The sequence below is a fragment of the Hymenobacter nitidus genome, from assembly GCF_020447315.1.
Classification (GTDB): Bacteria; Bacteroidota; Bacteroidia; order Cytophagales; family Hymenobacteraceae; genus Hymenobacter; species Hymenobacter nitidus.
Window position 1 is genome coordinate 258,805 of sequence record NZ_JAJADQ010000007.1, and the last position, 26,171, is coordinate 284,975.

Below are 26,171 nucleotides of genomic sequence, written 5' to 3' on the forward strand. Positions count from 1 at the left end.
ATCAGACTTCTACCGTATTTTCTGGCCTTGAGTCTTCGGCAGCCGGTTTGCCGAAATGCGTAGCGTAATACTTGCAAAAGCCCTTAAGCGGGCAGATTCCGCATTTAGGCGAGCGGGCTACGCACACGTAGCGGCCGTGCAGAATAAGCCAATGGTGGGCCTTCGGAATCAGTGCTTCGGGTATATAACGCACTAGCTCCTTCTCCACGGCCAGCGGTGTGGTTGCTTTCTGCGGTACCAGCCCCAGCCGGTGCGACACCCGAAACACGTGGGTATCGACGGCCATGGCGGGCTGATTATAAATCACCGAGACAATAACGTTGGCCGTTTTGCGGCCCACCCCCGGCAGCCGCTGCAGCTCCTCAATCGTGCTGGGAACTTCGGAGTTGAATTCCTCCACTAATAGGCGGCCCAACCCGGCCAGGTGCTTGGCTTTGTTGTTCGGGTAAGAAACGCTGCGGATAAACGGGAAGATTTCTTCGGCTGAGGCCAAGGCCAAATGAGCTGGTGTTGGAAACTGCTCCAGCAGGGCCGGCATAATCTGGTTGACGCGCTTATCGGTGCACTGGGCGCTGAGCACCACGGCCACAATCAACTCGTATGGGTTGCCATACACCAGCTCCGTCTTGGGCTCGGGAAAGTGAGTGGTGAAGTAGTTGAGGAAGTGGCGGAACCGCTCGGGCTTGCGCATGGCAGAAAGCTAATAAGCACTATGAGAGCGGCAAAGTAAGGGCAAAAAAAGTCATCCTGAGCCCGGCAGAACCCTGGCCCGACCATACGAACCCCGGTAGTAGGAGGTGCGCTGGCGAGCAATAGGCTTGCAGGCTCAGGATGACGGAAGCTAGTTTAATCTTTACCCAGCCTTGAGAAAGGTGCGGGAGTACTGTAAGATCGAATCGGTGGTGCGCTTGCTGGGGGCACTTTTGAGGCCATCCAGGCAGCGCTGAGCGAGTAGGAGGTCGGCGCACACAGTTGCCAGTTCGGCATCGTGGAGCAGGGCGCGCTCTACTTCCTGGTGCTCGTTAGCCGGCAATTCGTTGTATACGTACCGGAGCAGTTTCTCGTGGGTAAAGGTTTTGATCATAGAAAACGGGTTGTGCGGCCATCTTCTTCCGCAGGTTGATCAGCGCGTAACGCATACGCCCCAGCGCTGTATTGATGCTCACTCCGGTTGCATCCGCAATTTCCTGAAAGCTCATGTCGCCGTAGTGGCGCATGATGAGCACTTCTTTCTGCACGGCGGGCAGGTCCTGGATTAGCTCGCGAAGACGGGCGTGGGTTTCCTCACGGGTGATGGTTGCCTCGGCTCCCTCTTCTGCCAACGACAACGAGTTGAACGCATGACTTGTTGTATCGAGGCTCAATAAAGGGCTACGTTTTTCGCGCCGGAAAAAGTCAATGGCCAGATTATGAGCGATACGGCAGATCCAGGAAGAAAACTTGCCTTCCTCATTGTAGCGGCCACTCTTCATGGTGTGGATAGCTTTGATAAACGTATCCTGCAGCAAATCTTCGGCAACGTCTTCATCGCGCACAATCAGCATGATAGTGGTGAAAACGCGGCTTTTGTGCCGATCTAACAATAAAGCAAAGGCATCTTCCTTACCGGCGATGTAAAGGGATATGAGAGCGGAATCGCTCGGCTGCATGGTGTCCATAAAGGCTACGGGTTAGAGGAACGTAGAGCTTTAGGCCATAGAGTGCAGTTGCCGGTGAAATTGAGAACGTTGCGGAAGGAGGGATGAAGTTTCCAAATGTAGAAAACGGCTACACCATTCGCAATGGATGGTTGCGTCAAAAGCAAAATAATTTCTGCTTTTTATACTGATTTATCGAATAGTTTCTATCAACTATTTAGTGTTGAGCTACAAAGCAGTAAAATTAACCCCGTCGAAATTCGTTTGCGCGGGCACCTAAATGACAAAAAAGCCCGCATTAGCGGGCTTCGTACACAGGCTGGCTTCCGGGTTCAGCGCCGTAGTTGGGAATCGATTTGCTGCAACTTGCTGTCAATGGGGGCGGCCGCGGCGTTGGAGCCAACGGCGGCGGTAGTACGCTCGGCGAGGCGGTCGGAGAGCTGCTGGAGCAGGGCCAGGCGCTGCTCGGTACGGCGCAGCTCGGTGGCTAGGCGCTGGGGTGCCAGCGCCTGCGTAGGGCCGGGCAGACGGGTTTCGGTGGGCTGGCCGGTTACCTGGCGCGCATGCTGCTCAATGGCCGGCGCCGACATCATATCATCGGTGAAGTTGACGACCACGCCCTGCATGTTCACGGCTTTGCCTTCCGGCAGCATCTGGCGCGACCCATCTTTGCCTATCATAATGCCGTCGGGGCGTACAACCAGGCCATTGTCCATCGTAACCGGGGCCGACAGTCGGGTAGTCTGGCCCGCCTGCAGCCGCAGGGTAACCCCACCGCGCCGCACGACGCCATCCTTGAGCGAAGCGGCCTGGGTAGTGGCCGCTGGGGCAGTTTGGGCCAGCGCGGGAGCGGCCGTCAGCGCGAGGCTGCCGAAGACAAAACAGGCGAGGACAAGGTGGGGCATGGCGGGAAACGAGCAAGAGTGAGAAACGCAGAAGAGCTGGCGGGCTGCTTCCGCTTTTTCTGCTGACGCGCTTTGCCGGCGCAAGGTTACGCGTTGGTATCGTGGGCGCGGCGGCGGGCCAGCCACTCAGCCGCCAGGCCTTCGTCGCTGAACAGGCGCACGTGACAGTCGGCGTTGGACACCAGCGGGGCGCCGTTTTCCTGGTCGATGCTGCTTAAATGGGCCGGCGACAGGAGAAAGGCCAGGTAGACGCGGCCGCCGAGCAGCGGGGTAAGCCGGGGGAGAAAGGTGGATAGTACCCACTCGGTGGAATCTTCGGTGAGCGTGCCCCGGCGGCGCAAATCGAGTAGCCAGTAGCGCACCCGCTTGGGCTCAGCCACCCGGAGCGTAGCTTCATAACCCTGCTGTACTTCCTGGCAGCTCACCTGCCGCAGCCAGCGGCCGAGCAGGGTACCCAGGTCTTCGCGCAGGGTGAGCTCCACAAAATCGGCAACAACGGTAACGGTGGGTACGGGCATCAGGAAAACGGGTAAGCCAAGTACGCGGCGCGAATAAAAAGCGGTAGCTCAGGCTAGTAAGATAGAAAATTTAGGCCTGATTCCAAGGGCTCCGGTGACAGGTGAGGCGCCAGTCCCGCCCACGCTCACCCGGAGCAGAACCCTGGCCGGCCTCGGCGGGTTTACCGACCTGCGCTTTTCCTGGTCGGCTTGATTCGTAAGCTGCGCCGTGCCTGATGCCCCGGCATTCGCGTTACCTTTGCCCGCCGTCTATTCTATTCGTTGCTTGCTTTATGTCTGCTGAATCCTCGCTCACACCTCACGACCCTTACGCGGCCCTCCGCATTCCTGATTTTCGCCGGCTTGTTTCGGCCCGGGTGTGCTTCACGGTCGCCACCCGCGTGCAGGGCCTGGTGGTTGCCTGGCAGATATTCCGGCTGACCAACGACCCGCTGGCTTTGGGCTTTATCGGCTTGGCCGAGGCCCTGCCCAGCATCGGCGTGTCGCTCTACGCGGGCCACGTGGCCGACTCGGTGAAGCGCAAAAACATCATCATGGTGACCGTGACGGTGCTGCTGCTGTGTGCGGCGGCGCTGTGGGCCCTGGCTTCTCCGGCGGGGCTGCCGCTGCTGGCCAAGGGCTCGTTGTACACGCTGCCGCTCTACATCGTTATTTTTATTAGCGGCATTGCCCGGGGGTTTCTGGGGCCGGCCCTGTTTTCCTTTATGCCCCAGCTGCTGCCCAGCCGCGAAAAGCTGGCCAACGCCATTACCTGGAACAGCACCACGTATCAGGCCTCGGCAGTGCTGGGTCCGGCCATCGGGGGCTACCTGGTGGCCCACCTGGGCGTGGCCAATTCCTACGCCGTAGCCACCGGGCTGCTGCTGCTGGCGGTGCTGCAGTTTGCCGGCATTGCCTCGCGGCCCCTGCCCGAGCGGGAAGGCGAGAAGCTGAGCCTGCAGGAGAGCGTGCTGAGCGGGCTCAAGTTCATCTTCAGCAACCAGCTGGTACTGGCGGCCCTGGCCCTGGATATGTTTGCCGTGCTGTTTGGCGGAGCCGTGGCCCTGCTGCCGGTTTTCGCCGTCGATATTCTGAAAGTGGGAGCGGCCGGACTGGGCCACCTGGAGGCCGCGCCGGCCGTGGGCTCGGTGCTGATGGCCGTGGTGCTGACCTATTTCCCCCTAAAGCGCCACGCCGGCCGCAAGCTGCTCTGGGCCGTGGCCGGCTTCGGGGCCGCCACCATCGCCTTTGCCTTGTCGACCAATTTCTGGCTGTCGTTGGGGCTGCTGTTCCTGACGGGCGTGTTCGACTCGGTGTCGGTTATTGTGCGCTCCACGCTGATTCACACCTTTACCCCGGAGTACATGAAAGGGCGGGTATCGGCCGTGAACAACATCTTTATTGGCTCCAGTAACGAAATCGGGGCCTTCGAATCGGGGGCGGCGGCCAAGCTGATGGGCGTGGTGCGCTCGGTGGTGTTTGGCGGCATCATGACCATCGTGGTGGTGCTGATTACGACCTGGCGGGCCGACAAGCTGCGCCGGCTGGATATGACCCCGAAAAAGCCCGAGCCGGTAGTCTAAGCCGGGTGGGCGTCGCATAAGTATGTGATGAAAGGGTAGAGGAAACGCTATATAGTGTAGCTTTGCCCCTGAATTATGCCACTTTCCGGCAGCTACTGGCTTTGCGGCCACCCCGCGCTATGGCTACTTCCGATGCTCCAGACGCTTTAGAAGCCCGGCTTGCCCACCTGCAAGGTACCGATGCCGAAGCCTTTATGGAGCTGCTGTTCCGGGAGTTCTACCGGCCGCTGGGCAGCGTTATTCAGCGCGTGATAAAGGACAAAGAGGCCACGGAGGACCTGCTGCAGGATGTGTTTCTGCGCGTCTGGAATGGGCGCGACACGCTGACCATCAGCACCACCTACCGGGCCTACCTGTACCGGGCGGCCCTGAACGCGGCCCTGCGCTACCAGGAGCGGGGCAAGCGGCAGGTGGCCTGGGACGATGCCCCACCCACCGCCGCGCCGCGCGTGGATAATGCCCTGCACGCCCTCTACCAGCGCGAAGCCGAAGACTCGGTGGAGGCGGCGCTGGAGTTGCTGCCGCCCCAGTGCCGGGTGGTGTTTACGATGAGCCGCTACGAGGAGATGAGCTACCAGGAAATAGCCGATACGCTCGAAATTTCGCCTAAAACGGTGGAGAACCAGATGGGCAAGGCCCTGCGCATTATGCGCCAGCAGCTCAGCGGCCTGCTCAAAAACCTGTATTCGTTTCTGCTGTAGAGCCTAGGGGGCGTTGCAAAGTAGAAAGTATGCCGTCATGCTGAGCGAAGTCGAAGCAGCTCTACCGCAGTAGTAAATCAATTTTACCATTGCGGTAGAGCTGCTTCGGCTTCGCTCAGCATGACGGTCTTTTTAGCGTCCTGACTACATACAAAAGCAGGCCGCTAAAAAATATTTTCCGGGAGCGTAGGGGTAAGGGCCGGGCCGCGGGTCAGGGACATGAAAGCATCCTTTCGCTGACCTGAACCTACTACGGCTATGAACAAACTCCTTTCCCTCTGCCTGCTCGCGCTGAGCCTGCTGCTGGCCGGCTGCCACGGCGACATCTTCCCCGACAAAATAACCGGCTCGGGCCCGGTGGTAGCGGAAAACCGCACCGTGTCGGGCTTCTCCCGCCTCGATTTGGCCGTGGATGCCGACCTGTACCTGACCCAGGGCCCCACCAGCGCCGTGCGCATCGAGGCTCAGCAGAACATTCTGGACGTGCTGGAAACCAACGTGAGTGGCGAGCGGCTATCCATCGGCTACGGCCGCGTGAACGTGCGCCGCCACGAGCCCATCAAGATCTTTATTTCCACGCCGGCCCTGAGCAGCGTGTCGGTGTCGGGCTCGGGCCACATCATCGGGCAGAACACCTGGCGGGCTGATAAGCTGAGCATCAGCCTCTCCGGCTCGGGCAGCGTGGAGCTGAGCCTGCTCGGGGTGCAGAGCCTGGGCACCGACATCTCCGGCTCGGGCTGGGTGCGGCTGGCCGGCGACGCCGCCCGCTACGACGGGCACCTGAGCGGCTCGGGCGCGGTAGAGGCGTTTACGCTGACGGTGCAGGCCGCGGAAGTCCGCATGAGCGGCTCGGGCAGTACCCGCCTTACGGCCACGCAAAGCCTCTACGCCTCTATCAGCGGCTCGGGCGCGGTCTACTACAAAGGCCGCCCCGCCCTGACGGTGCATACCTCCGGCTCGGGCCGCGTGGTCGATGCCAACTAGCGCCGTCGGGGCTTTGCTCCGGACATAACTATGTCTGGCGACAAAACTGGTAATGGCTTTTAAAAACGGACCCGTCGACTTGCCCAAACGGACGGGACGATTTTGAAAATCGACGGGTCCGTTTCCAAAATCGTCCCGTCGATTTTAGCCGGCTCAGCCCAAGCATCTGCTGCTTCACTTCGCCTTTCTTATTGCTTAACAACCCCTATTATGCTTCGTTTTATCCCGCTTTTCTGTCTGCTTTTTCTGGGGCTGAAACCTCCGGTCCGGGCCCAGGCGCCGGCAACTGCCAAAGTCACGGTGAGTGGCTACCTCAAGGACGCCGCCAACGGGGAGGCCCTGGTGGGTGCCAGCGTGGTGGTCAAGAGCCTGAGCGTGGGTGCTACGGCCAACGAATACGGCTTTTACTCGCTCACGCTGCCCCAGGGTACCTATACTATTACCTACACTTTTCTGGGCTACGAGGCGCAGAACGTGACGCTCACGCTCACCGAAAACCTGACCCGCTCGGTGCGCCTCGGCACCCAGGGCCTGCAGACCGACGAAGTGGTGGTAACGGGCAAAAAGCCCGATGAAAACGTGAAAAGCACGGAAATGGGCACCAACCGGCTCGACATGAAAACCGTGAAGCTGGTGCCGGCCCTGCTGGGCGAGGTCGATGTGATTCGTAGCATTCAGTTGCTGCCCGGTATCAGCACGGTGGGCGAGGGGGCTTCGGGCTTCAATGTGCGCGGCGGTGGCGTCGACCAGAACCTGATTCTGCTCGACGAGGCCCCGATTTACAACGCTTCCCACCTGTTCGGCCTGTTCTCCACCTTCAACCCCGATGCCGTGAAGGACATCAAGCTGGTGAAGGGCGGCATTCCGGCCCAGTACGGCGGCCGGCTCTCAAGCCTGCTCGACGTGCGCATGAAGGAAGGCAACACCCAGCGCCTCGGGGTGAGCGGGGGCGTGGGCCTGATTATGTCGCGCCTAGCGGTGGAAGCGCCGATTGTGAAGGACAAAGGCTCATTTATCGTGGCCGGGCGCCGCTCCTACGGCGACTTGTTCCTCAAGTTCGTGCCCGACCAGAAAGACAACCAGGCCTACTTCTACGACCTCTCGGCCAAGGCCAACTACATCCTCGGCGAGAAAGACCGGGTGTACGTGTCGGGCTACCTGGGGCGCGACGTGTTTGCCTTTGGTAAGGCGTTCAAGAACACGCTGGGCAACCGCACCGGCACCGTGCGCTGGAACCATGTGTTCAGCTCCAAGCTGTTTGCCAACGCCACGGCCCTCGTGAGCAAGTACGACTACGGCCTGGGCGTGCCCGAGGGCAACCAGTCGTTCGACTGGAAGTCGAACATCGTGAACTACAGCCTCAAGGCCGATTTCAACTACTACCGCACGCCCCAGAGCACGCTCAACTTCGGCGCGGGAGCCATTTACTACACCTTCCTGCCCGGCCGCGTGACGCCCATTGCGGAGAATTCCATCTTCCGCACCATTGCCCTCGACGAGCAGCAGGCCGTGGAATACAGCGCCTACATGGATAACGAGCAGACCTTCTCGCCCCGGCTCTCGGCCCAGTACGGTCTGCGCCTGAGCATGTTCGACTACCTCGGCGGCGGCACCGTCTACGACTACGAGGGGCCCAACGGCCGCCAGAAAACCCCGGTGAACCCGCGCCAGTACGGCAGCGGCCAGCTCATCAAGCGCTACCCCAACCTGGAGCCCCGGGCCTCGCTGCGCTACGTGCTGAATGACAACAGCTCGTTGAAAGCCAGCTACAACCGCATGGTGCAGTACATTCACCTGGTGTCGAATACCACGGCCTCCTCGCCCCTGGACGTCTGGACGCCGAGTACCAACAACATCAAGCCCGAACACGCCGACCAGATTGCGGTGGGCTACTTCCGCAACTTCCGCGACAATGCCTACGAGGCCAGCGTGGAGGTATTTGGAAAGCGCATGGACAACCAGATCGACTACATCAACGGGGCCAACACGCTGCTCAACAAGAACCTGGAGGCCGAGCTGCTCTACGGCCGGGGCCGGGCCTACGGGGCCGAGTTCTACCTGAAAAAGAACGAGGGCAAGCTCACGGGCTGGGTCAGCTACACCCTGAGCCGCTCGGAGCGGCAGATAAATGGTATCAACAACAACAACTGGTACGTGAACAAGTACGACAAGACGCACTACCTCTCGGTGGTGGGCATCTACAGCCTGTCGGAGCGCTGGACGGTATCCGGCACGTTCAGCTACAGCACCGGCATTGCTACCACCTTCCCCGATTCGCGCTACGTGTACCAGGGCCTAGTGGTGCCCAACGTGAACGGCGACGTGCGCAACAACTACCGCGTGCCCGCCTACCACCGCCTCGATCTGGCCGCCACCCGCGAAGGCAAGATTGACCCGGCCAAGCGCTGGCACAGCAGCTGGACGTTCTCGGTGTACAATGCCTACGCCCGCCGCAATGCCTACAGTATCTATTTCCGGCAGAATGAGGACAATCCGGCCAAAACCGAAGCCGTGCGGCTGGCCGTGTTTGGCTCGGTGCTGCCCTCGGTGTCCTACAACTTCAACTTCTAAGCCCGCGGGCTCCTAAAATACCATGCGTATGAACCGTATTCTGGCTTTTCTGCTTGCCGTCGGCCTGCTCCCGCTCACCAGCTGCCTCGACGTGGTGCAGGTCGATATTCCCGAGGGCAAGCCCCTGCTGGCCGTGGAAGGCGCCATCACCGACCAGCCCGGGCCCTACTACGTCACGCTCACCAAAACGGCCCCCTACTTCGACGAGGCCGAGCTGCCCCGCGTAACCGGCGCCGTGCTGACGCTGGAAGACAGCGAAGGCCGCCGCGAAACACTGAAGGAAGTCAGCCCCGGCCGCTATGCTACCAGTACGCTGCAAGGAAAAATCGGCAACCAGTACGTGCTGACCATCCGGGCGGAAGGGGAGGAGTACCGGGCCGAAACCGAAATCCGCCGCACCCCGGAAATTGACAGTATCCGGGCCGAATACCGGGCCAAATCACCGACCGACGGCGAGGGCTACTATATTCTCTACTACGGGGAGGAACTGCCCGGCGTGGGCGACTACTACCAGTTCAAGGTGTACCACAACGGCCAGCAGCTCAACCAGCCCGGCGACCTGATTGTGACCAACGACGAAATGGTGGACGGCAAATACATCAACGGCGTGGAGCTGACCGAAGAGGAAGGCGCGGGCGGTGTGCTGTTCAAGAAAGGCGACAAAGTGCGCGTGGAGGCCCTGTCCATTCCGCGCGACTACTTCTACTTCCTGAACGAAATGGCCACGCAGATCAACAACGTGGGCCTGTTTTCGACTCCACCGGCCAACGTGCGCACCAACGTCCGCAACGTGCAGCCCGGCTCGGAAAAGGCGGCCGTGGGCTACTTTGCCGGCCACACCCTGCGCACCGATTCGTTGGTGATTGAGTAGCAGGTTAGTTTTTGGTTGTTCGTGCTGGCTTTTGGCCCGTCGATGCTGACCACTGTATAGGGTTCTTCTGGAATCAATGACATCTTTGCGTTATCGGCTGCTGTTCGGACCTTACGCCTAAACCGCCAAAAACTAAAACCCCCACCCACAAACCACCCCGACAATGCTCCACCCCGAGTCTGAGGCGCCCTGGGAGTTGCTGGCCAAGCACCTGGCAGGCGAAGCCACGCCCGACGAGCTGGAGCAGCTGCGCACCTGGGTGTCGGCCGACCCCAAGCGCCTGGGCCTGCTCACCGACGCCACCCGGGCCTGGGAGCGGACGGGCGCCGCGGCAGTCACCGGGCTCTTCAGCGAGGCCGATGTGGACGCGGCCTGGCAACGGTTCCGCCCAAAAATGACCGGTGCCAAGTCCGTGGCCGAGCCGCCGATGCAAGTAAGCCGCCCAACAGCCGAGCCTCCGGAAACTGTTGGGGAGCCGACTGGCCGGGTCGTGCCGATGCGGCCGCGGGCCATGCCGGCGGTGCTGCGCGTAGCCGCAGTTATTCTGCTGCTAATCGGGGCCGTGTATGCTTTCCGGAGCTTCCGGCGCGAGCTGCTGCCCCAGGCGCCGGTAGTGGTGGCGGCCGGCGCTCAGAAGCGGGTCATTGCTCTGCCCGACGGCAGCCGGGTGTGGCTTAATAAGAACTCCCGACTGCAATACGCCGCTGACTTCGGCGGCGCGCGGGAAGTGCAGCTGACCGGTGAAGCCTTTTTCGAGGTGCGGAAAGACCCCCAGCATCCCTTCACGGTGCTTAGCGCTGCCTCGCGCACCCGCGTGCTGGGCACTTCGTTCAACGTGCGGGCCTACCCGGGCGAAGACTCCGTGGAAGTGGCCGTCGTGACGGGCAAGGTGGCTTTTGCCAGCCGCACCCAGCCTCAGCAGGATTCGGTGCTGCTGCTGCCCGGTATGCGCGGGGTGCTGCAGGCCGCGCCCAAGTCGGTGGCTCCGGCCCCGGTGCGCCAGAGTGCCGCGGCTGATGCCAACTTCCGGGCCTGGCAAACCGGGGAGCTGGCCTTCGACAATGCTTCCCTGGCCCACGTCATCCGCACGCTGCGCACCACCTACGGCACGCCCATCACCGTGGCCGACAAAGCCCTGCTGAAATGCCGCTTCACTGGTACCTTCCGCCAGCCCAACCCGGCCCAGGTGCTGCAGGTCGTGAGCGTGGCGACCAATGCCACCCTGAGCGGCGACGCCCTGACGGGCTACACCCTCGGCGGCAGCGGCTGCGAGTAACCCCGGGGCAGCGCGGCTTGGTTGCCGCGGCTGCGTTGTGGCCCTGAATAACAGCTTTCCGGACCGCCTGACCTCTTCCTTTCCCCGCTTTACCTCTTCTTCCCGCGGCTATGCGGCATCTGTTCAGTGTTCTGGTATGCGTAGGACTGCTCACGGGCAGCAGCTGGGCGCAGCCTTCAGCGGCCCTGCTGGCGCGGCGCGTGCGGGTGGCGGCCACCGAGGCGCCGCTGCAACAGGTGCTGCGCGATATTGCCCGGCAAAGCGGAGTGCCCTTTAGCTACAGCAGCACCTTTATTCCCCTGCAGCGGCGCGTAACCTTGCACACCAAAGGTGCCCGGCCGGTAGGCGAGGTGCTGCAGCAGCTGTTTCAGGGCCGCGGCGTTTCCTACCAGGTTATCGGGGGCCAGATTGTGCTGTGGCGCACGGGCGAGAAGCCTCCTTTCGCACCCCCAGGCCCCCCGAAGCCTGCCGCCGCGACGAGCACTGCCAAGCCTGCCAGCATGGCGAAAGCCAAGCCGGCCGCTTTGCCCGCCCGGCTGCCAGCCCCGACCCGCAACCCCGTGAAGACGCCGAAGCGCCCCGGCCTGGCGGGCTACAAAACCGGCGCATCAGCTGCGGCCAGCGTCGTGACAGCCAGCACGCGGCCCGCAGAGGAACCCCGGCCCACCGGCGCCCGCCCGCCCGCTACGGCCCCAATGCCGCCGCTGCCACTGCCGGCCGCCGTTGCTGATACAACCCACCTTTCCGTTGCTGCCGATACGACCACCCAAGAGGCCCGAAAGGGACTGGCGCGGTTGCGGCAGAAAGCCCGGGCCAAGGCGCAGGCTGCCACCGGCGCCCTGGCCCGTACCGCCCAGCGCGCGGGGCGCACTGTGGGTATCGGCGCCAAACAAGTGGTGGGCGACGCCAAGGCCGTGCTCGATACCGTGGCCGTAGCCGCTACTGAGCTACGGGAGCCACTGCGGGAAGGCGCGCGCCGTCTGACGACAGCCGCTCGGCGGGACACGCTGGCCGGCCGCGCCGTAGCGGTGCAAAGCAGCTTGCCCACCCGCGACACCGTGCTGGCCCCGGTGCCCGTGGCGCCCTCATCCGTTGCCAACATCTACGACCACCACACCTGGCAGGCAAGCTTCATAACGCCGCTGGGAACCAACGGGCTGCGGAGTGGCCGCAGCATCAACGACTTTTCCCTGAACGTGCTGGCTGGCTACTCGGCCGGGGTGCGGGGCGCTGAAGTGGGGGGCATTATTAACGTGGTGCGCGACACGATGCTGGGCGTGCAGGCAGCCGGTATCGTCAACCTGACGGGCACGGAGGTGCGGGGCGTGCAGGCGGCCGGTATCGTGAACGTAGCCGGCGGCTCGGTGCGCGGCATTCAGGCGGCGGGCATCGTTAATCTGGTGCGCGACGATGCCCGTGGTGTTCAGGTAGCCGGCCTGGTAAACATCGTAGGCGGCGCGGCCCGGTCGCGGCGCGACGCGGGCCGTCCGGCCCTGGCCCGGCAAGTGCTGGGCCTGCCCCGCCTGCTGGCTACCGACTCGGCAGCGCGGCGCCTGGCGGCCCCCAGTGCCTTGTCGCTGCCCGGGCCGCTGGTGCAGGCGGCGGGGCTGGTCAACCTGACCGGCACCGACATCCGGGGGCTGCAAACGGCGCCGGTGCTGAACATGGCCCGGCGCGTGCACGGCCTGCAGCTTGGGCTGGTGAACGTAGCCAAGCACGTAGACGGAGTACAGTTTGGGCTGATCAACATTGCCGACTCGGTGGACGGCGCTACGCTGGGCATTATCAACATCGTGCGGCATGGCTACCTGCACGGGGAGGTGTGGGCCAGTGAAACGCTGCCCCTGAACGCCGCCCTGAAGCTGGGCACCACGCGCTACTACACCATTCTGTCGGCCGCCACCCAGCCTTTTGGCAGCCGGGTGCATTGGGCTACGGGTCTGGGTATTGGCACGGCCAGCCGGCAGCACGGGCGCTTTTCCTGGAACCTGGATCTGCTGGACTGGTACCTGCTCAAACAGCCGGGCTCGGAGGGTACGCTACTGTCGTACACTCAGCTGCGGCCTTCTCTGGTGTGGCAGATAGAGCCCCAGGGCCACCTAGGCTTGGTCGTGTCGCCCACGCTGAATATGGGCCTGTACGAAAACGACGGCGGCGGTACGAAATCGGACTTTGGCAAGAACCAGCTGTTGCTCGTCGATACGAAGTCGGGACGGACGCTGGTGCGGCTATGGCCCGGCGTGCAAATTGGATTAAGGTTTTAATATATTTGCCTTACTCGTTGCTATTCGAATAGGATCTTGGAGTATTTTGTGTTTTACTGCTGTTTTAACTGGTTCAGCTCGTATTGTAATAAAAATATCTGATATAAAAAATACCCACTTCTGGCGATTGTGCCAGCCTTGGAGCAGCTCTAATTTTGACCGTGCAAAACTGTGCTATTCACAGTAGCTGCGCATTCTTCGTCAATCTTTTCAAGCTCCATGAAAAAACAGCTTACTCTACTGTTTGCCAGCCTTACGGCCGCCTTGTTTACCGCTACTTCCGCCGAAGCCAAAGTATGGCGCGTGGACAACAACACCGGCACGCCCGGCGACTTTACCTCCCTGGATGCGGCCTCGACCAGCAGCAGCGTGGTGACCGGCGATACGCTATACTTCAACGGCTCGGCCGATTCCTATGGTGGCGCCACGCTGTCCAAGAAGCTGGTGCTGATTGGCCCCGGCTATTACCTGACTGAAAACCCCGAAACCCAGGTGGCGACCCAAACGGCGAAACTAGGGAGCATCTTCTTCAATGCTACCGCCGCCGGCACGGAAATCATGGGCTTTGAAGGGGGCACCTGGTACGTCAGCGCCAGCAACGTCGTTATCCGCCGCAATAAGGATGTGAACGTGTATCTGGCCTACAGCAACAACATCAGCAACGTCTTCATCTCGCAGAACATACTGAACTACGTGTACACGTACAACGTGGCCAACAACGTGTTTATCACGAACAACTACATTCAGTCGAGCGGTATCTATACCGGCACGTCTGTGGTGCACGTGGCCCACAATGTCATCAACGGCCCCGGCATTTCCACCAGCAATTCCTACGTGTATAACAACATTATGAATAGCGGTTCGGTGAGTGGGACGGGCAATTCCTACAACAACAACCTCTGCAACGGCACGCAGTTTCCGGCCGGCAACGGCAACGTGCAGAACGTGACGATGAGCACCGTTTTCCTGGGCACGGGCTCGACGGACGGCAAGTGGAAGCTCAAAACCGGCTCGCCGGCCTTGGGCGCGGGCGTGAACGGCGAAGACTGCGGCATGTTTGGCGGCAACGAGCCCTACGTACTCAGCGGCCTGCCCGCCATTCCCGCCATCTGGTCGTTTTCGCAGCCTTCAATCGTGCCGGCTTCGGGCACGCTGCAGATTCGCATCAAGGCCAACTCGCACAACTAGGTCGGTTTTCGTCCTATCCCGATTTCTCGCAGGATAATGAGATTCCGACAATCGTTCGTGCCCGGCTGGCTGGGGCGCGCAACCTTGCTGTGGCTGCTGGCCTGGCTGGGGTGCGCCTTCGCGGCCCGGGCCCAACAGCCCCTCGACTACGCCGAATACTACGTGGATACCGACCCCGGCTACGGGCGTGGCACCCGCGTGGCTTTCCCCACGGCGGCTATTACCCAGGACCACATTTTTACGGCCAACCTCACGGCCGCTACGCCCGGCATTCATACGCTGTATGTGCGGGTACACGCCCGCGGCGGGCGCTGGAGTCAGACGCTGGTGCGCTCCTTCTATAAGATGGGCGCCGCTTCCGGCAACGAAACCTCGCCCAACATCACCCGGGCCGAGTACTATATTGATGCTGACCCCGGCCTGGGCCGCGCGACGGCCTTGCCCGTGACGCCCACCCAGAAGCTCGACCAGGCCTACTCGCTCGACCTGAGCGCGCTGACGGCCGGCGTACACACCATTAGCGTGCGCACGATGGATGTAAACCGGCGCTGGAGCCTGACCCACACGCAGAGTTTTCTGAAGATGGGCACCGCTTCCAGTGGTGGCAGCAACGCTCCGAACATTACCCGGGCCGAGTATTACATCGACAACAACCCCGGCCTGGGTCAGGGTATCGCCTTGGCCATTACGCCGGGCCAGAAAGTAGACCAGGCTTTTACGCTGGACCTGAGTGCCCTGACCACGGGCGTGCACACCATCAATGTGCGCGTAATGGATGCTAATAAGCACTGGAGCCTGACGCATACCCAGAGCTTCCTGAAAATGGCCCCTACAACCGGTTCGGGCAACAACGCCCCGAACATCACCCGGGCAGAATACTACATTGACGCCGACCCCGGTTTCGGCCGCGGTACCGCCATTGCCGTGACGCCCGGCCAGAAAGTCGACCAGGTGCAACCCCTGGATTTGAGCTCAGTACCGGCGGGCGTGCACACGCTGAACGTGCGCGTAAAAGATGCCAACAACCGCTGGAGCCTGACCCATACGCAAAGCTTCCTGAAGGTGGCTCCGGGCAACCAAGCCGGCCCGGCCCCGCTTATTACCAAGCTGCACTACCAGGTAATGCGCGGCACCACGGCCGTTACGGCCCCCGAAACCTACGTGCTGCCCGTGGCTACCCGCGCCAACAAGGTTGACGTGACTTTCTCGCCCCAGCTCTGCCTGACGGAAGCGGGCAGCTACGTGCTGCGCGTGTCGGCGGTGGATGCCAACGGCAAACCGTCGTTGGCCTACGCCCACCCGTTCAGCATTACGGCGCCCACCAAGTTCCAGCCCAACCTGCCCGACACCCTGCAGGCCTGCTCGGGCCAACCCATCACGCTGACCTCAGCGGCAGCGGGGGCCGGCAGCACTTACCGCTGGAACACGGGCGAAACGACCCAGTCGATAACCGTAACGGCGGCCGGTCGCTACTTCGTGGACGTGACCAGTGCCGGCGGCTGCGTGGGCACCGACACGACCCGCGTGCTGTTTACCCCCGGCCCGGTAGTGAGCCTGGCCGATACCACGGCCGCCACCTGCGGCGCGACCAGCGTAACGCTGGACGCCGGCGCGGGCTTCGGCAGCTACCTCTGGAGCACGGGCGCTACCTCGCGCACCATCACCACTGCCACGCCGGGCGCTTACTCGGTTACCGTAACGGGTGCCAACAGCGGCTCCTGCTCAGCTACTGATGGCACCTACGTCGTGATTCCCCACGCCGATATTGCCCAGGCCAGCCAGACCGTGTGCGCGGGTACGCCCGTCACGCTTTCCCTGACCGGGCCCACCAACGGCAGCATCCGCTGGAGCACGGGCGAAACCACGGCCAGCATTTCGGTGACGCCCACAGTAACCACGACCTACACCGCTACGGTGAAGGCTGGTTCCTACACCTGCTCCGACCAGGTGACCATCAGCATTGTTCCGCCACTGCCCCTGAGCCTACCCGACACGACGGCCGTGGCCTGCGGCGCTGCGAGCGTGACGCTGGATGCCGGCGCCGGCGCTTCGTCCTACCGCTGGAGCACTGGCTCCACGGCCCGCAGCATCAGCGTCAGCACGCCGGGCTGGTACAAGGTGACCGTAATGGGCGCCTGCCAGCAGTCGGACAGCACTTACGTGGTGCTGCCGAATGCCGACATCGTGCAGAACAACCAGACGGTGTGTGCCGGAACCAGTGTAAACCTAGCCTTGCGTACGCCCATCAACGGCGCTATTCTCTGGAGTACGGGCGAAACGACGGCCAGCATTGCCGTAGCGCCGACGATGACCACGACCTACACCGTGACGGTGAAAGTGGGCTCGAAAGTGTGCACCGACCAAGTGACGATAACCGTGACGCCCGCCCCGACGGTGGCCCTGCAGCCCTTTGCGGCCGTGTGTGCCAATCCCGGCAGCGTGCTGCTGACCGGCGGCTCGCCGGTGGGCGGCACCTACAGCGGCCCGGGCGTAAGTGGCGGCTACTTCACCCCAACTACGGCCGGCGTGGGTACCCACACTATTACCTACACCTATAACCAGAGCGGCTGCCCGGCTTCGGCTACCCAGACCATTACCGTAAACCCGCTGCCGGCCGTGACCTTCGCCGCGCCAGCGCCGGTGTGCCGCGAAACGGCTGCCTTTGTCCTCACGGGTGGAGCACCTGCGGGCGGTACGTATAGCGGTTCGGGTGTAACCGGTGGGCAGTTCAATCCGGCTGCGGCCGGCACGGGCCTGCACACGCTGACCTACACCTACACCAACGCCAGCGGCTGCTCCAGCACCGCCACCCAGAGCATTCAGGTGCTGCCCCGCCCCGTTTTTGCCGCCAGCGACTCGCTGGTGTGCGCGGGCCAGAGCGTGACCCTGAGCGTGACGGGCGCGGGTGCCGGCGCTACCTACGCCTGGAGCACGGGTGCCACAACCAGCGGCATTTCGGCCACGCCAACGGCCCAGACGACCTACTCGGTAACAGTGACCAACGGCGCGGGCTGCACCTACACGTTCAGCCAAAAAGTGCGCCTCAACCCGTACTCGGCCACGCCGGGCATGGTGAGCCAGATGCAGCCGGTAGACAATTCCAACGCCCTGAGCCTGCCGATTGCCTTCTCTTGGGCGCCGGGTACGGGCGCGGCTTCGTACGAGCTGTTTATCTGGCCCGCTGCGGGCACCCAGCCTACCCAGGCCACGGTGGCTAACATCAACACGCTGGCCTATACCTACGGCGGCCCGTTGCCCTACGGCCAGCAGTACAAGTGGCGCGTGGTGAGCGTAACGCCCTGCGGCCGCACCGAAGGCCCGATTCAGACCTTCCGCCTGCGTGAGCTGCCCGATATCCGCGTCACCACCATCGTGGTGCCCGATACCGTGTACGCCGGCCAGACCATGGAGCTGACTTGGAACGTGACCAACGCGGGAGCCGGCAGCACGCTGGCCCAGCAGTGGAGTGACCGGGTGTACATTTCCCAGGATTCCGCCTTCAGCAGCAGTGCTACGGTGGTAGGAGCCCGGGGCAATACGAGCTTCCTGCAGCCCAACGGCACCTACATTACCACGGCTACTTTCCCGGTGCCGTATTCGCAGGCCGGCCGCTACTACGTGTTCGTGAAAGCCGATGACTATAATCAGCTGCCGGAAACGAACGAGAACAACAACCGCCGCCGCGCCGCCGACCGGGTGCTGGTGATAGTGCCCGAAACCCCGGACTTCGCGGTGGAAAACTTCGTCTCGCCGGCCGACAACTCGGTGGGCAACACCACGGTGCAGCTGCGCTACCGCGTGTACAACCGCGGCACGGTGGCCAGCACGGTACCCCGCGTGGATAAGTACTTCATTTCGCCGGATACCATTCAGAACATTGCCGCCAACACCGCCGAGCTGGCGCTGGGGCCCAATGCCCTGCTGATTGGCTCCCAGACCGTGACGGACACGTTGCTACCCGGCGGCTACTACCAGCGCACGGTGAGCCTGCGGATTCCGCACTCCGAGTACGGTACACGCTACTTCTACGTGTACACGGATGCCAACAACGCCGTGTTTGAAACCGCCTCGACCAATAACGCCAACGCCCCGGTGGCGGTAAACATCATTCTGCGGCCCCCGGCCGACCTGGCCCCGTTCCGCTTGTCGGTGCCGACCAACACGCTGGCCGGTACAAGCATGAGCATCACCTGGGACGTGCGGAATATTGGTTTGAATGTGCCGGTGGAAACCTACTGGGCCGACAAGTTCTGGCTGAGCAAGGATGCCACGTTCAACCCGGCTACGGCCACGGAAATCGGGGTGTACAACGTCTTCAACGGCGACACGCTGGCTCCGCAGCGCCACTACCGGCGCACCATTGCCCTGAACATTCCCAACGGCATGTCAGGCCAGTACTACGTGTACGGCAAGGCGGATTTCGTGCAGAATAAGGAAGGCGGCAACGTGTTTGAGTACACTTACGAAGGCAACAACCTGATCCGCTCGGCCAGCCCGGTTACCATCGGGCTGACCTACGCCGACCTGGCCCCGGCCGCCTTCACTGGCCCGAGCACGGTGGATGCCTTCGAAACCTTCACGGTGAACTACACCATCCGCAACACCAGCAACGCCGTGGGCAACGCCACCGGCACCTGGAACGACGTGGTGTATCTGCACCAGCGCAATGGCGGCAACGTCTATTGCACCACGCTGGGCACGGTTTCGCACGTCGGCCCGCTGGCACCGGGCCAGACTTACACCGGCTCGATGACCCTTACGATTCCGCGCTGGGTGGACCCGGGTGAGTACGACCTCGTGCTCAAAACCGACGCCAACGGCAGCGTGTACGAGTACGACTTCGAGACCAACAACGAGCAGCGCCTAGCCTTCACCTACCGCTACTCCGACGACCTGCGCGTAACGGCCCTGACCACGACCGGCACGGCCTACTCGGGCCAGTCGGTGCAGGTAAACTGGACCGTCGACAACCAGGGCGCCTTCCGCACCCTGGCTACCGGCTGGTACGACCAGGTGTTCCTCTCGCGGGACAACGTGCTGGACAACTCGGATTTGAACCTCTCCACGGTGCAGCGCAACAGCGACCTGCCGGTGGGCGGCAGCTACGCGGCTTCGGCCACGGTGAAGCTCCCGCACGGCTTGCAGGGCAGTTTCTACGTCATTGCCAAAACCGGCAACCGCAACTACTGGACCTGCGGCTACACCAGCTCCCCGGTGCTGGTGGATACCAACCTGGCCAACAACGTGCGTACGGTGGCAATGCCCATCACGCTCACGCCGCCCGCCGATTTGGTGGTGCAGTCGGTTACTTTCCCGACCGACGTGGTGGCCGGGCAGCATGTGCAGATTCCGTTTACCATCAAAAACCAGGGCGCCGGCGCTACGCTGGAAGGCAACTGGAACGACGGTATCTACGTGAATACGGCCCCCACCGTGAACGGCGCCACCCGCATCGGCAACTACAACCGCGTGGGCAGTCTGGCCGGTGGCGCGTCGTACTCGACGCTGCTGAACGTGACGATTCCGGCCTATCTGTCGGGCAACTACTACATCTTCCTCGTGGCCGACAACTCGCAGAGCAACGGCTACTCGCCCTCCACGCTGTGGGGCGGGGCGGTGCAGTACGGCACGGTATACGAGCACGAGCAGGAGCTCAACAACATCGAGCAAGGCAGCCTGCTGATTCGGGTGCCGCAGCCCGCCGACCTGGTAGTAACTGCCGTGGCCGTGCCCGGCAACAAGAAGCTGGGTGAAACCATGACGGTGCACTACTCGGTGAAAAACCAGGGGGCCAACGCCGCCGTAGGCTTGCTCAAGGACGGCCTGTTCCTCTCCCAGGACTTGGTAGTGGACGGCGCGGTGGATAAGCTCTTCGGCTCCAGCACCCGCAACCTGACCATTCAGCCCAACCAGACCATTACCGGCGTGGTGAAAAGCCACGTGCAGGCCATTGAGCCCGGTACCTACAACGGGCTGATGGCTACCAACCTCTTCGACGATATCTACGAAGGCCCGGCCAATAACAACAACGTGCTGGCCGCCGGCAATCAGCTGAATATCGGCGTGGATGAGCTGGCTTTGCGCACCAATACCGCCTTCAAGCTCGACCTCGACTCGCTGGTGTATTACAAGGTGACGCCGGGCGCGGATAAGGACATGCTGCTTAAGCTGACCAGCAACCAGCAGTTTGGTCAGAACGAGGTGTACGTGGCTCACAACCGCGTGCCCACGCCGGCCAGCTACGACTTTATCTACACCGACCAGGTGAGCCCCAACCAGGAGCTTCTGATTCCGACCACCCAGGCCGGACCCTACTATATCCTGGTGAAGACGCCCTACGTGTACGCCGGTCTGCAAACGGCCACTTTGTATGCCGATACCCTCGGCTTCCAGGTGCGCTCCATCACCGCCGACCGGGTGGGCCAGGGCCGCGTGACCACGCAGGTGCTGGGCGCCGGTTTCCGCAAGGGTATCACCCGCTTCTTCCTGACTAAAGGCAGCAGCCCGACCGTCGTGGCCGAAGCCCGGGTGCTCAAGTTCCGCAGCAGCGTGGAGCTGACCCTGCGCTGGCAGCTCGATTCGGTGGCCGTGGGCCAGTACAACGTGGTGGCCGAAAACGGCACCAAGCGCGTGCAGCTCACCAACGGCCTGACCGTGGAGCCCCGCCGCGCCCTGTCGGTGGACTTTGCCACTATCATTCCGAAGACCATCCGGGCCGGTACCAGCGGCAACTGGACCTACTTCCTGAAGAACACCTCCAACGTGGACGTGCCGTATTGGGAGTTCCAGTACAACCTGCCGCCCGGCTCTAACCCAGTGATTACGCACACGCCCAACGTGCGCAAGAAGTCGGATTTCCACGCCGGGGCGGGCTCCAATACGCCCAACAACCGCCTGGAAGACGGCCTGACCGAGGTGCTGCCCTTCGTGGCCCAGGATCTGGTGCCCGATGAGGTAATTCAGGTGAACATCCGCCTGACGCCCCAGCGCGTGGGCCAGTACCCCGTGGTTTGGAACCAGGCCGCCATGACCGAGGAATGGTATTCGCGCCAGACCCTGGACCACATCGGCCGCTACCGGCAGGCCGTACTGGCCGAGCCGGCTAAGTACCAGACCAGCGTGGTGACTTTGGCTACCAACGCCACAGCCTGGCAGGACAGCCTGCAGAATTACTACGCCAAGGCCGGCTTGCTCGACCGCAACTGGATTGGCCGCAACGCCCGCACGGGCTACACGGCCAAGTCGGAAACCGTCAGCATCCCCGGCGGCATCTGCGGCGACTACGGCATCACCGAGTGTCCCCGCTCGTTCCGGCCGGATCCGTTCAGCGCCGTGGGCTACCCGTCGGCGCTGATTGGCTGCGCCGACTCGATTGTGTTTACCTACAAAGGCCGCGGCCTCTCGTGCACCGAAGTAGTGGGCTCCAGTGACCCCAACCTGATTGTGGGGCCCGACGGGCTCGGCAAGCGCAAGATGGTGGGCGTGCAGCAGACCCTGAACTACCAGGTGCAGTTTGAGAATGACCCCCTGATTGCCACCGCGCCGGCCCAGGTCGTGCGGGTGCAGGTGCCGCTGAGCAGCGCCTACGAGCCCCGCTCGTTCCGCGTCGGCTCCTTCGGCTGGGGCAAGTTCAGCTTCGACGTGCCCCAGAACACCTCCACCTACACCCGCACCCTCGACCTGCCCGACTCCCTGGGCTACGACGTGCGCGTGCTGGGTACCATCGACGTGGTAAACCGCCGCCTGCTGTGGCAGTTCGAAACCATTGACCCCGCCACCGGACTCGCGCCGGAAGACCCCAACAAGGGCTTCCTGCTGATTAACGACTCCACCGGCCGCGGGCAGGGCTTCGTCAACTACCTCATCAGCGCCTCGGCCAATGCCTTTACCGGCGACACCTTGGCTTCCCAGGCCAGCATCGTGTTCGATACCAATGGGGCCATCAAAACGAACCGCTGGTGGAATATTCTGGACGGAGCCGCCCCGAGCAGCCGCGTGAATACGCTGGCCGCCCGCCAGGCCAGCACATCGGTGCAGCTTAGCTGGACCGGCGGCGACGACCCCAACGGCTCGGGCCTGCGTAGCTACGCCCTGTACGTGGCCCGCGACAAAGGTGCTTTCGAGCAGGTTGAATCCAGCCTCTCCGGCAACTCCTACACCTTCATGGGGGAGCCCGGCGTGCGCTACGACTTCTTCACCCTGGCCACCGACAGCACCGACAACCGTGAGGCCATGAAGCTCGTCGGCGACACGTACACCGTCATCGACGATCAGCTGGAAGTGTTTGACCTGGTACGCAACCAGTGCCTCACCACCGATACCATCGTCAGCACCGGCTCGGGCCAGTGGCAGCGCCTGTATAAGGATGGCAAAGTGGTAGCGGCTCTCAACGACCGGGGCCGGGCCCTGGGCAAGGTGGCCGTGCAGTTCAGCATTCTGGAAGGCTCGCCTACCCGGGCTATGAACAACATGGAAGTACTGGACCGTAACTGGCACGTAGTGGCGCAGAACCCCTTCGTGGGTGGCGCGGTAGATGTACGCTTCTACGGCCTCAAAACCGAGTTTGACCGTCTCAAAGCGGCCAACGACGGCGACGCCAACGACGTGCAGAAGCTCTCTGACCTGCGCCTGACCCAGTACAGTGGCCCCAACGAGGACTGCGTGCTGAGCAACAACACGCTCAGCGGCCCGACTTCGGAAGTGCGCCTGCTCACCCCAACGACCACCGCCGGCGATACGGAGAACTACTTCGTCACGGAAGTCACGGTGGCCGACCATTTCTCGGAGTTCTACCTCAATGGCCCGAGTGCTCCCCTGCCCGTGCAGCTGACCCGGTTCACTGCCACGCTGCAAGGCAAAGCGGTGGCCGTGCGCTGGAATACGGCCCAGGAGCGCAACAGCCGCTACTTCGCGGTAGAAGCTACCAACGACCCACGAGCTGGTTTCCGGGAAATCGGGCGCGTGAATGGCAAAGGCACCAGCACTACAGCCAGTAACTACGAGTTGCTCGACTACGAGCTGCCCACGGTCGGCGGTTTGCGCTACTACCGCCTGCGGCAGGTCGACTACGACGGCACCACGGCTTACTCGCCCGTAGCCACCGTGATGCTGGAGCCAGCCAAGCTGCAGGTGCAGGCTCACCCGAACCCCTTCCGTGGCTCGGAGCTGGAAGTCAGCATCGAGTCGCCGGAAGCTGGCACTGCCGAGCTGCGCCTGGCAGACCTGGCCGGCCGCGTGGTGCTGACCCGCTCCGTGAAGCTCAGCGCCGGTGCTACCACGGTAGCGTTGCCCGAGCTGGCGCGTCTGCCCGTTGGCATGTACCTGCTCACCACCAAAATGGGTGACACGGTACAGCAGCAGAAGCTGGTGAAAGAGTAACTTCTGACACCCGGAAGTAAAAAAGCCCGTCCGCAACTGTGGACGGGCTTTTTGTTTGTAAAAACTAGGGCTGTCATCCTGAGTAGGGGAATGCCAGATGAAGAGCGACAAGTAGTTTTTATTATCCCTAGGCCCGCATCGGCACCAGAATGAACGTACCGCGCAGGCACTGCCGAAACCCCTGGCGCTGGTTGTCGCGCTTCAGATCGGCGGTGCGGTAGCGGTGGTTCAGGCCCCGCTCACTGACAATCATAATGGTGTAGCCGCGGCTGCGCACCAGGTAGCGCCGGGCGTTGGCGGGCTGCACGGAGGAGCCGTCCGCTTCCGGGTCGGGGCCTGCCGGTGCCGCGAAGGCCGAGGCGGAATAGTGCGCCGGCCAGGTTGTGCGGGCAATGATGTCGTGGACCTGCCAGAGGTGGCGCACTGCGGCGCGGGCACCCACTGCCTCGCCGCAGTGCCGACAGATGCGGGCATCGGTGAGCATGGCCTGGCGCTTCTGCTGCAGCTCGCGCACTAATTCGGGCAGCTCGGCCTGGGCCCGGCGGCGACGCACCACCTGCGTCACGGCCGAAAATAGCTCCCCTTCACTTACGCCATACTTACGCTGCACGATGTGGAGCGTATGGGCGCTCAGCATGTCGAAGGCCAGCAGATCAGCAAGGTCGGTGAGAAGAGTGGGCATGGAAGAGCTATAAGCAGCAGCCCCGCCGACAAGTTCCGTTTCCGGACGTGCCAGCGGGGCTGCGTAGTAGGGGCGGCCGGGGCCGAAGCTATTTCTGGGCCGTCGGCTTGGTGGGCTTCGCCACCTTCTTCACGTCGGGCTTGGGGTTGGAGCGGGGCGTCATGCGGTTCACGCTCGGCTTGGCGTACTCATCAAACCAGGTCTGCATCAGGGCCAGGGCCTTGGGCGAGAAAGTGGGCTGCTGCTCGCCGTTTACCAGGGGCCACTCGGCTTCGTCGGGCTGGAAAGCGTGGTTCACGCCGGCCAGCTTGTAGGTTTTCACGCGCTTGTTGCCGCCGGCCTTCAGGCCTTTGCTCAGAATAGCCAGGTTCTTGGTGGCTGCCACCTGTAGGTCTTCCACGCCATTGAGGGCCAGCACCGGGCATTTCACGGCGGGCAGCTTCACCTTGGGGTCGAAGTCGAGGTAGTAGCGGTACCAGGGCGAGGTGAGCTGGGCGGCGCGGGCCCGGGCCATGTTGGGGTCAATGTCCACGTTGTTCATCCGAATCATGGCGGCCAGCTTGCCCCGGGCCTGGTTGCTGTTGGGCGTCTGGCGAATGATGTTGATCATCTTGTCGTGCAGCTTCAGGGCCGCATCCACCTGGGTGGCGTTGCCGCCAATCATGCGCATAATCTCCACCTGCTGCCGACGCAGAATGTCGCGGCCGGGCAAGCCGTAACCAGCCAGGGAAACCACGAAATCAGGGCCTTTAAGCTCCGAGGCGGCCAGCAGGGCAATGTTGGCGCCTTCGCCGTGCCCGATCATGCCCACGTTCTTCTTGTCGATGCGGGGGCGGCTGCGCAGGTAGTTCATAGCCGTTTCGGCATCCGTCATCTGGTCGGCAGTAGTCGCCGCGGCGTACTTACCGCCCGATTTGCCCACGCCCCGGTCGTCGTAGCGCAGCACCACCATGCCGTGGCGGGCCAGGTAGTCGGCCAGAATGGCAAACATCCGGTAGTCTTCCTGCTGGGCGGCATCCCGGTCCTGCGGACCCGAATCCGATACGAGCACAACGGCCGGGAACGGACCGTTGCCGTTGGGCGTGGTGATGGTTGCGCCCAGGCAGAGGTCGGTTTTTTCGTTGGTAATAATAACCTGCTCGGTCTTGTAGGGCTGCGCGGGTTTGAAAACGGGCGCACTGACCACCGGCGAGGCGTCCTGCACGAGCTTCACGTCTTCCTTCAGGCCCGGCTGCTCCCAGGTACCGGTCATCGACTTACGGTCCTTGCTCAGCTTGCCGGTGAAGCGGCTGCCGGCCTGCTCAATCTTGAGCAGCACGTCGTTGTCGGTGAGGGTCATATCCACGGGCATACGGCTCACTTTCTGCTTGGGCACGTCCAGGGCGGCGTAGTAGGTGCCACCCGTCAGCGGGACGATGGTGATGATAAGCTCCAGGCTGCCGCCGGGTACTTTCAGCGGCCCTTTCCACTGCCCGCTCAGCGGCGTCGGCTCACCACCGGCCGCCCGGCTGGTGGCAGGCGCCAGGGAAATGCCAAGCAGCAGAATTGCGACTAAAACAACGTGTAAATAATTCTTCATAAAGTGCTGTTTGGGAGAGGCCTCAAAGCGGTGTAGGGGCGAAAAAGGCTACGAA

The 26,171-nt window shown here is 62.6% G+C and carries 16 protein-coding genes; 9 read left to right on the forward strand and 7 right to left on the reverse strand.

The window, feature by feature from the left end:
- Position 1 precedes the first annotated feature (1 nt).
- The 5 genes from nth to LGH70_RS14815 all read right to left on the reverse strand — a co-directional run bounded on the left by nth (position 2) and on the right by LGH70_RS14815 (position 3,060).
- Positions 2–691: an endonuclease III gene (gene nth, locus LGH70_RS14795; protein WP_226187070.1), complete on the reverse strand. Its 690-nt coding sequence runs from the start codon at positions 689–691 to the stop codon at positions 2–4.
- A gap of 162 nt (positions 692–853) precedes the next feature.
- Positions 854–1,084: an anti-sigma factor gene (locus LGH70_RS14800; protein ID WP_226187072.1), complete on the reverse strand. Its 231-nt coding sequence runs from the start codon at positions 1,082–1,084 to the stop codon at positions 854–856.
- On the reverse strand, positions 1,023–1,658 hold the full coding sequence (locus LGH70_RS14805; RefSeq protein ID WP_226187074.1) for an RNA polymerase sigma factor: 636 nt from the start codon (positions 1,656–1,658) through the stop codon (positions 1,023–1,025). Before LGH70_RS14805 ends, LGH70_RS14800 begins: the two co-directional genes overlap by 62 nt.
- 311 nt (positions 1,659–1,969) lie before the next feature.
- The gene (locus LGH70_RS14810; RefSeq protein WP_226187077.1) at positions 1,970–2,542 is read right to left on the reverse strand and encodes a DUF6799 domain-containing protein; all 573 of its coding nucleotides are present in this window, start codon (positions 2,540–2,542) and stop codon (positions 1,970–1,972) included.
- Positions 2,543–2,628: 86 nt separating this feature from the next.
- Positions 2,629–3,060, reverse strand: coding sequence for a hypothetical protein (locus LGH70_RS14815; RefSeq protein ID WP_226187080.1), 432 nt, complete (start codon positions 3,058–3,060; stop codon positions 2,629–2,631).
- Between the two features lie 272 nt (positions 3,061–3,332).
- On the opposite strand from LGH70_RS14815, the gene LGH70_RS14820 reads away from it, so the two are divergent.
- The 9 genes from LGH70_RS14820 (at position 3,333) to LGH70_RS14860 (ending at position 23,855) form a co-directional block, all read left to right on the forward strand.
- A complete protein-coding gene (locus LGH70_RS14820; RefSeq protein ID WP_226187083.1) occupies positions 3,333–4,622 on the forward strand; it encodes an MFS transporter in 1,290 nt (429 codons plus the stop codon).
- Between the two features lie 119 nt (positions 4,623–4,741).
- Positions 4,742–5,323: an RNA polymerase sigma-70 factor gene (locus LGH70_RS14825; protein WP_226187085.1), complete on the forward strand. Its 582-nt coding sequence runs from the start codon at positions 4,742–4,744 to the stop codon at positions 5,321–5,323.
- A gap of 258 nt (positions 5,324–5,581) precedes the next feature.
- On the forward strand, positions 5,582–6,307 hold the full coding sequence (locus tag LGH70_RS14830; protein WP_226187088.1) for a head GIN domain-containing protein: 726 nt from the start codon (positions 5,582–5,584) through the stop codon (positions 6,305–6,307).
- A 210-nt stretch (positions 6,308–6,517) separates the two neighbouring features.
- Positions 6,518–8,878, forward strand: coding sequence for a TonB-dependent receptor (locus LGH70_RS14835; RefSeq protein ID WP_226187091.1), 2,361 nt, complete (start codon positions 6,518–6,520; stop codon positions 8,876–8,878).
- Between the two features lie 28 nt (positions 8,879–8,906).
- Positions 8,907–9,749, forward strand: coding sequence for a DUF4249 domain-containing protein (locus tag LGH70_RS14840; RefSeq protein ID WP_226187094.1), 843 nt, complete (start codon positions 8,907–8,909; stop codon positions 9,747–9,749).
- Between the two features lie 163 nt (positions 9,750–9,912).
- Entirely contained in the window at positions 9,913–11,025 is a 1,113-nt protein-coding gene (locus tag LGH70_RS14845; RefSeq protein WP_226187097.1) for a FecR family protein, read from the forward strand.
- 110 nt (positions 11,026–11,135) lie between these two features.
- Positions 11,136–13,289, forward strand: a complete 2,154-nt coding sequence (locus LGH70_RS14850) for an STN domain-containing protein (RefSeq protein WP_226187100.1) — start codon at positions 11,136–11,138, stop codon at positions 13,287–13,289.
- A gap of 219 nt (positions 13,290–13,508) precedes the next feature.
- Positions 13,509–14,477 carry a hypothetical protein gene (locus LGH70_RS14855; protein WP_226187103.1) on the forward strand — a complete coding sequence of 323 codons (969 nt, stop codon included), beginning with the start codon at positions 13,509–13,511 and terminating at the stop codon, positions 14,475–14,477.
- A gap of 36 nt (positions 14,478–14,513) precedes the next feature.
- Positions 14,514–23,855 carry a CARDB domain-containing protein gene (locus LGH70_RS14860; protein ID WP_226187105.1) on the forward strand — a complete coding sequence of 3,114 codons (9,342 nt, stop codon included), beginning with the start codon at positions 14,514–14,516 and terminating at the stop codon, positions 23,853–23,855.
- Positions 23,856–23,982: 127 nt separating this feature from the next.
- Here the strand turns inward: LGH70_RS14860 and LGH70_RS14865 are convergent, their stop codons facing one another.
- Entirely contained in the window at positions 23,983–24,537 is a 555-nt protein-coding gene (locus tag LGH70_RS14865; protein WP_226187106.1) for a hypothetical protein, read from the reverse strand.
- A gap of 88 nt (positions 24,538–24,625) precedes the next feature.
- Positions 24,626–26,116 carry an alpha/beta hydrolase family protein gene (locus LGH70_RS14870; RefSeq protein ID WP_226187107.1) on the reverse strand — a complete coding sequence of 497 codons (1,491 nt, stop codon included), beginning with the start codon at positions 26,114–26,116 and terminating at the stop codon, positions 24,626–24,628.
- Between the last annotated feature and the right edge of the window lie 55 nt (positions 26,117–26,171).

Excerpts from the sequence above, each read along its gene's own strand:
- LGH70_RS14855 (WP_226187103.1), top strand. The coding sequence starts at position 13,509 with ATGAAAAAACAGCTTACTCTACTGTTTGCCAGCCTTACGGCCGCCTTG.
- LGH70_RS14850 (WP_226187100.1), top strand. The coding sequence starts at position 11,136 with ATGCGGCATCTGTTCAGTGTTCTGGTATGCGTAGGACTGCTCACGGGC.
- LGH70_RS14845 (WP_226187097.1), top strand. The coding sequence starts at position 9,913 with ATGCTCCACCCCGAGTCTGAGGCGCCCTGGGAGTTGCTGGCCAAGCAC.
- LGH70_RS14835 (WP_226187091.1), top strand. The coding sequence starts at position 6,518 with ATGCTTCGTTTTATCCCGCTTTTCTGTCTGCTTTTTCTGGGGCTGAAA.
- LGH70_RS14810 (WP_226187077.1), bottom strand. The coding sequence starts at position 2,542 with ATGCCCCACCTTGTCCTCGCCTGTTTTGTCTTCGGCAGCCTCGCGCTG.
- LGH70_RS14800 (WP_226187072.1), bottom strand. The coding sequence starts at position 1,084 with ATGATCAAAACCTTTACCCACGAGAAACTGCTCCGGTACGTATACAAC.
- LGH70_RS14865 (WP_226187106.1), bottom strand. The coding sequence starts at position 24,537 with ATGCCCACTCTTCTCACCGACCTTGCTGATCTGCTGGCCTTCGACATG.
- nth (WP_226187070.1), bottom strand. The coding sequence starts at position 691 with ATGCGCAAGCCCGAGCGGTTCCGCCACTTCCTCAACTACTTCACCACT.
- LGH70_RS14815 (WP_226187080.1), bottom strand. The coding sequence starts at position 3,060 with ATGCCCGTACCCACCGTTACCGTTGTTGCCGATTTTGTGGAGCTCACC.
- LGH70_RS14830 (WP_226187088.1), top strand. The coding sequence starts at position 5,582 with ATGAACAAACTCCTTTCCCTCTGCCTGCTCGCGCTGAGCCTGCTGCTG.
- LGH70_RS14870 (WP_226187107.1), bottom strand. The coding sequence starts at position 26,116 with ATGAAGAATTATTTACACGTTGTTTTAGTCGCAATTCTGCTGCTTGGC.
- LGH70_RS14825 (WP_226187085.1), top strand. The coding sequence starts at position 4,742 with ATGGCTACTTCCGATGCTCCAGACGCTTTAGAAGCCCGGCTTGCCCAC.
- LGH70_RS14820 (WP_226187083.1), top strand. The coding sequence starts at position 3,333 with ATGTCTGCTGAATCCTCGCTCACACCTCACGACCCTTACGCGGCCCTC.
- LGH70_RS14805 (WP_226187074.1), bottom strand. The coding sequence starts at position 1,658 with ATGGACACCATGCAGCCGAGCGATTCCGCTCTCATATCCCTTTACATC.
- LGH70_RS14860 (WP_226187105.1), top strand. The coding sequence starts at position 14,514 with ATGAGATTCCGACAATCGTTCGTGCCCGGCTGGCTGGGGCGCGCAACC.
- LGH70_RS14840 (WP_226187094.1), top strand. The coding sequence starts at position 8,907 with ATGAACCGTATTCTGGCTTTTCTGCTTGCCGTCGGCCTGCTCCCGCTC.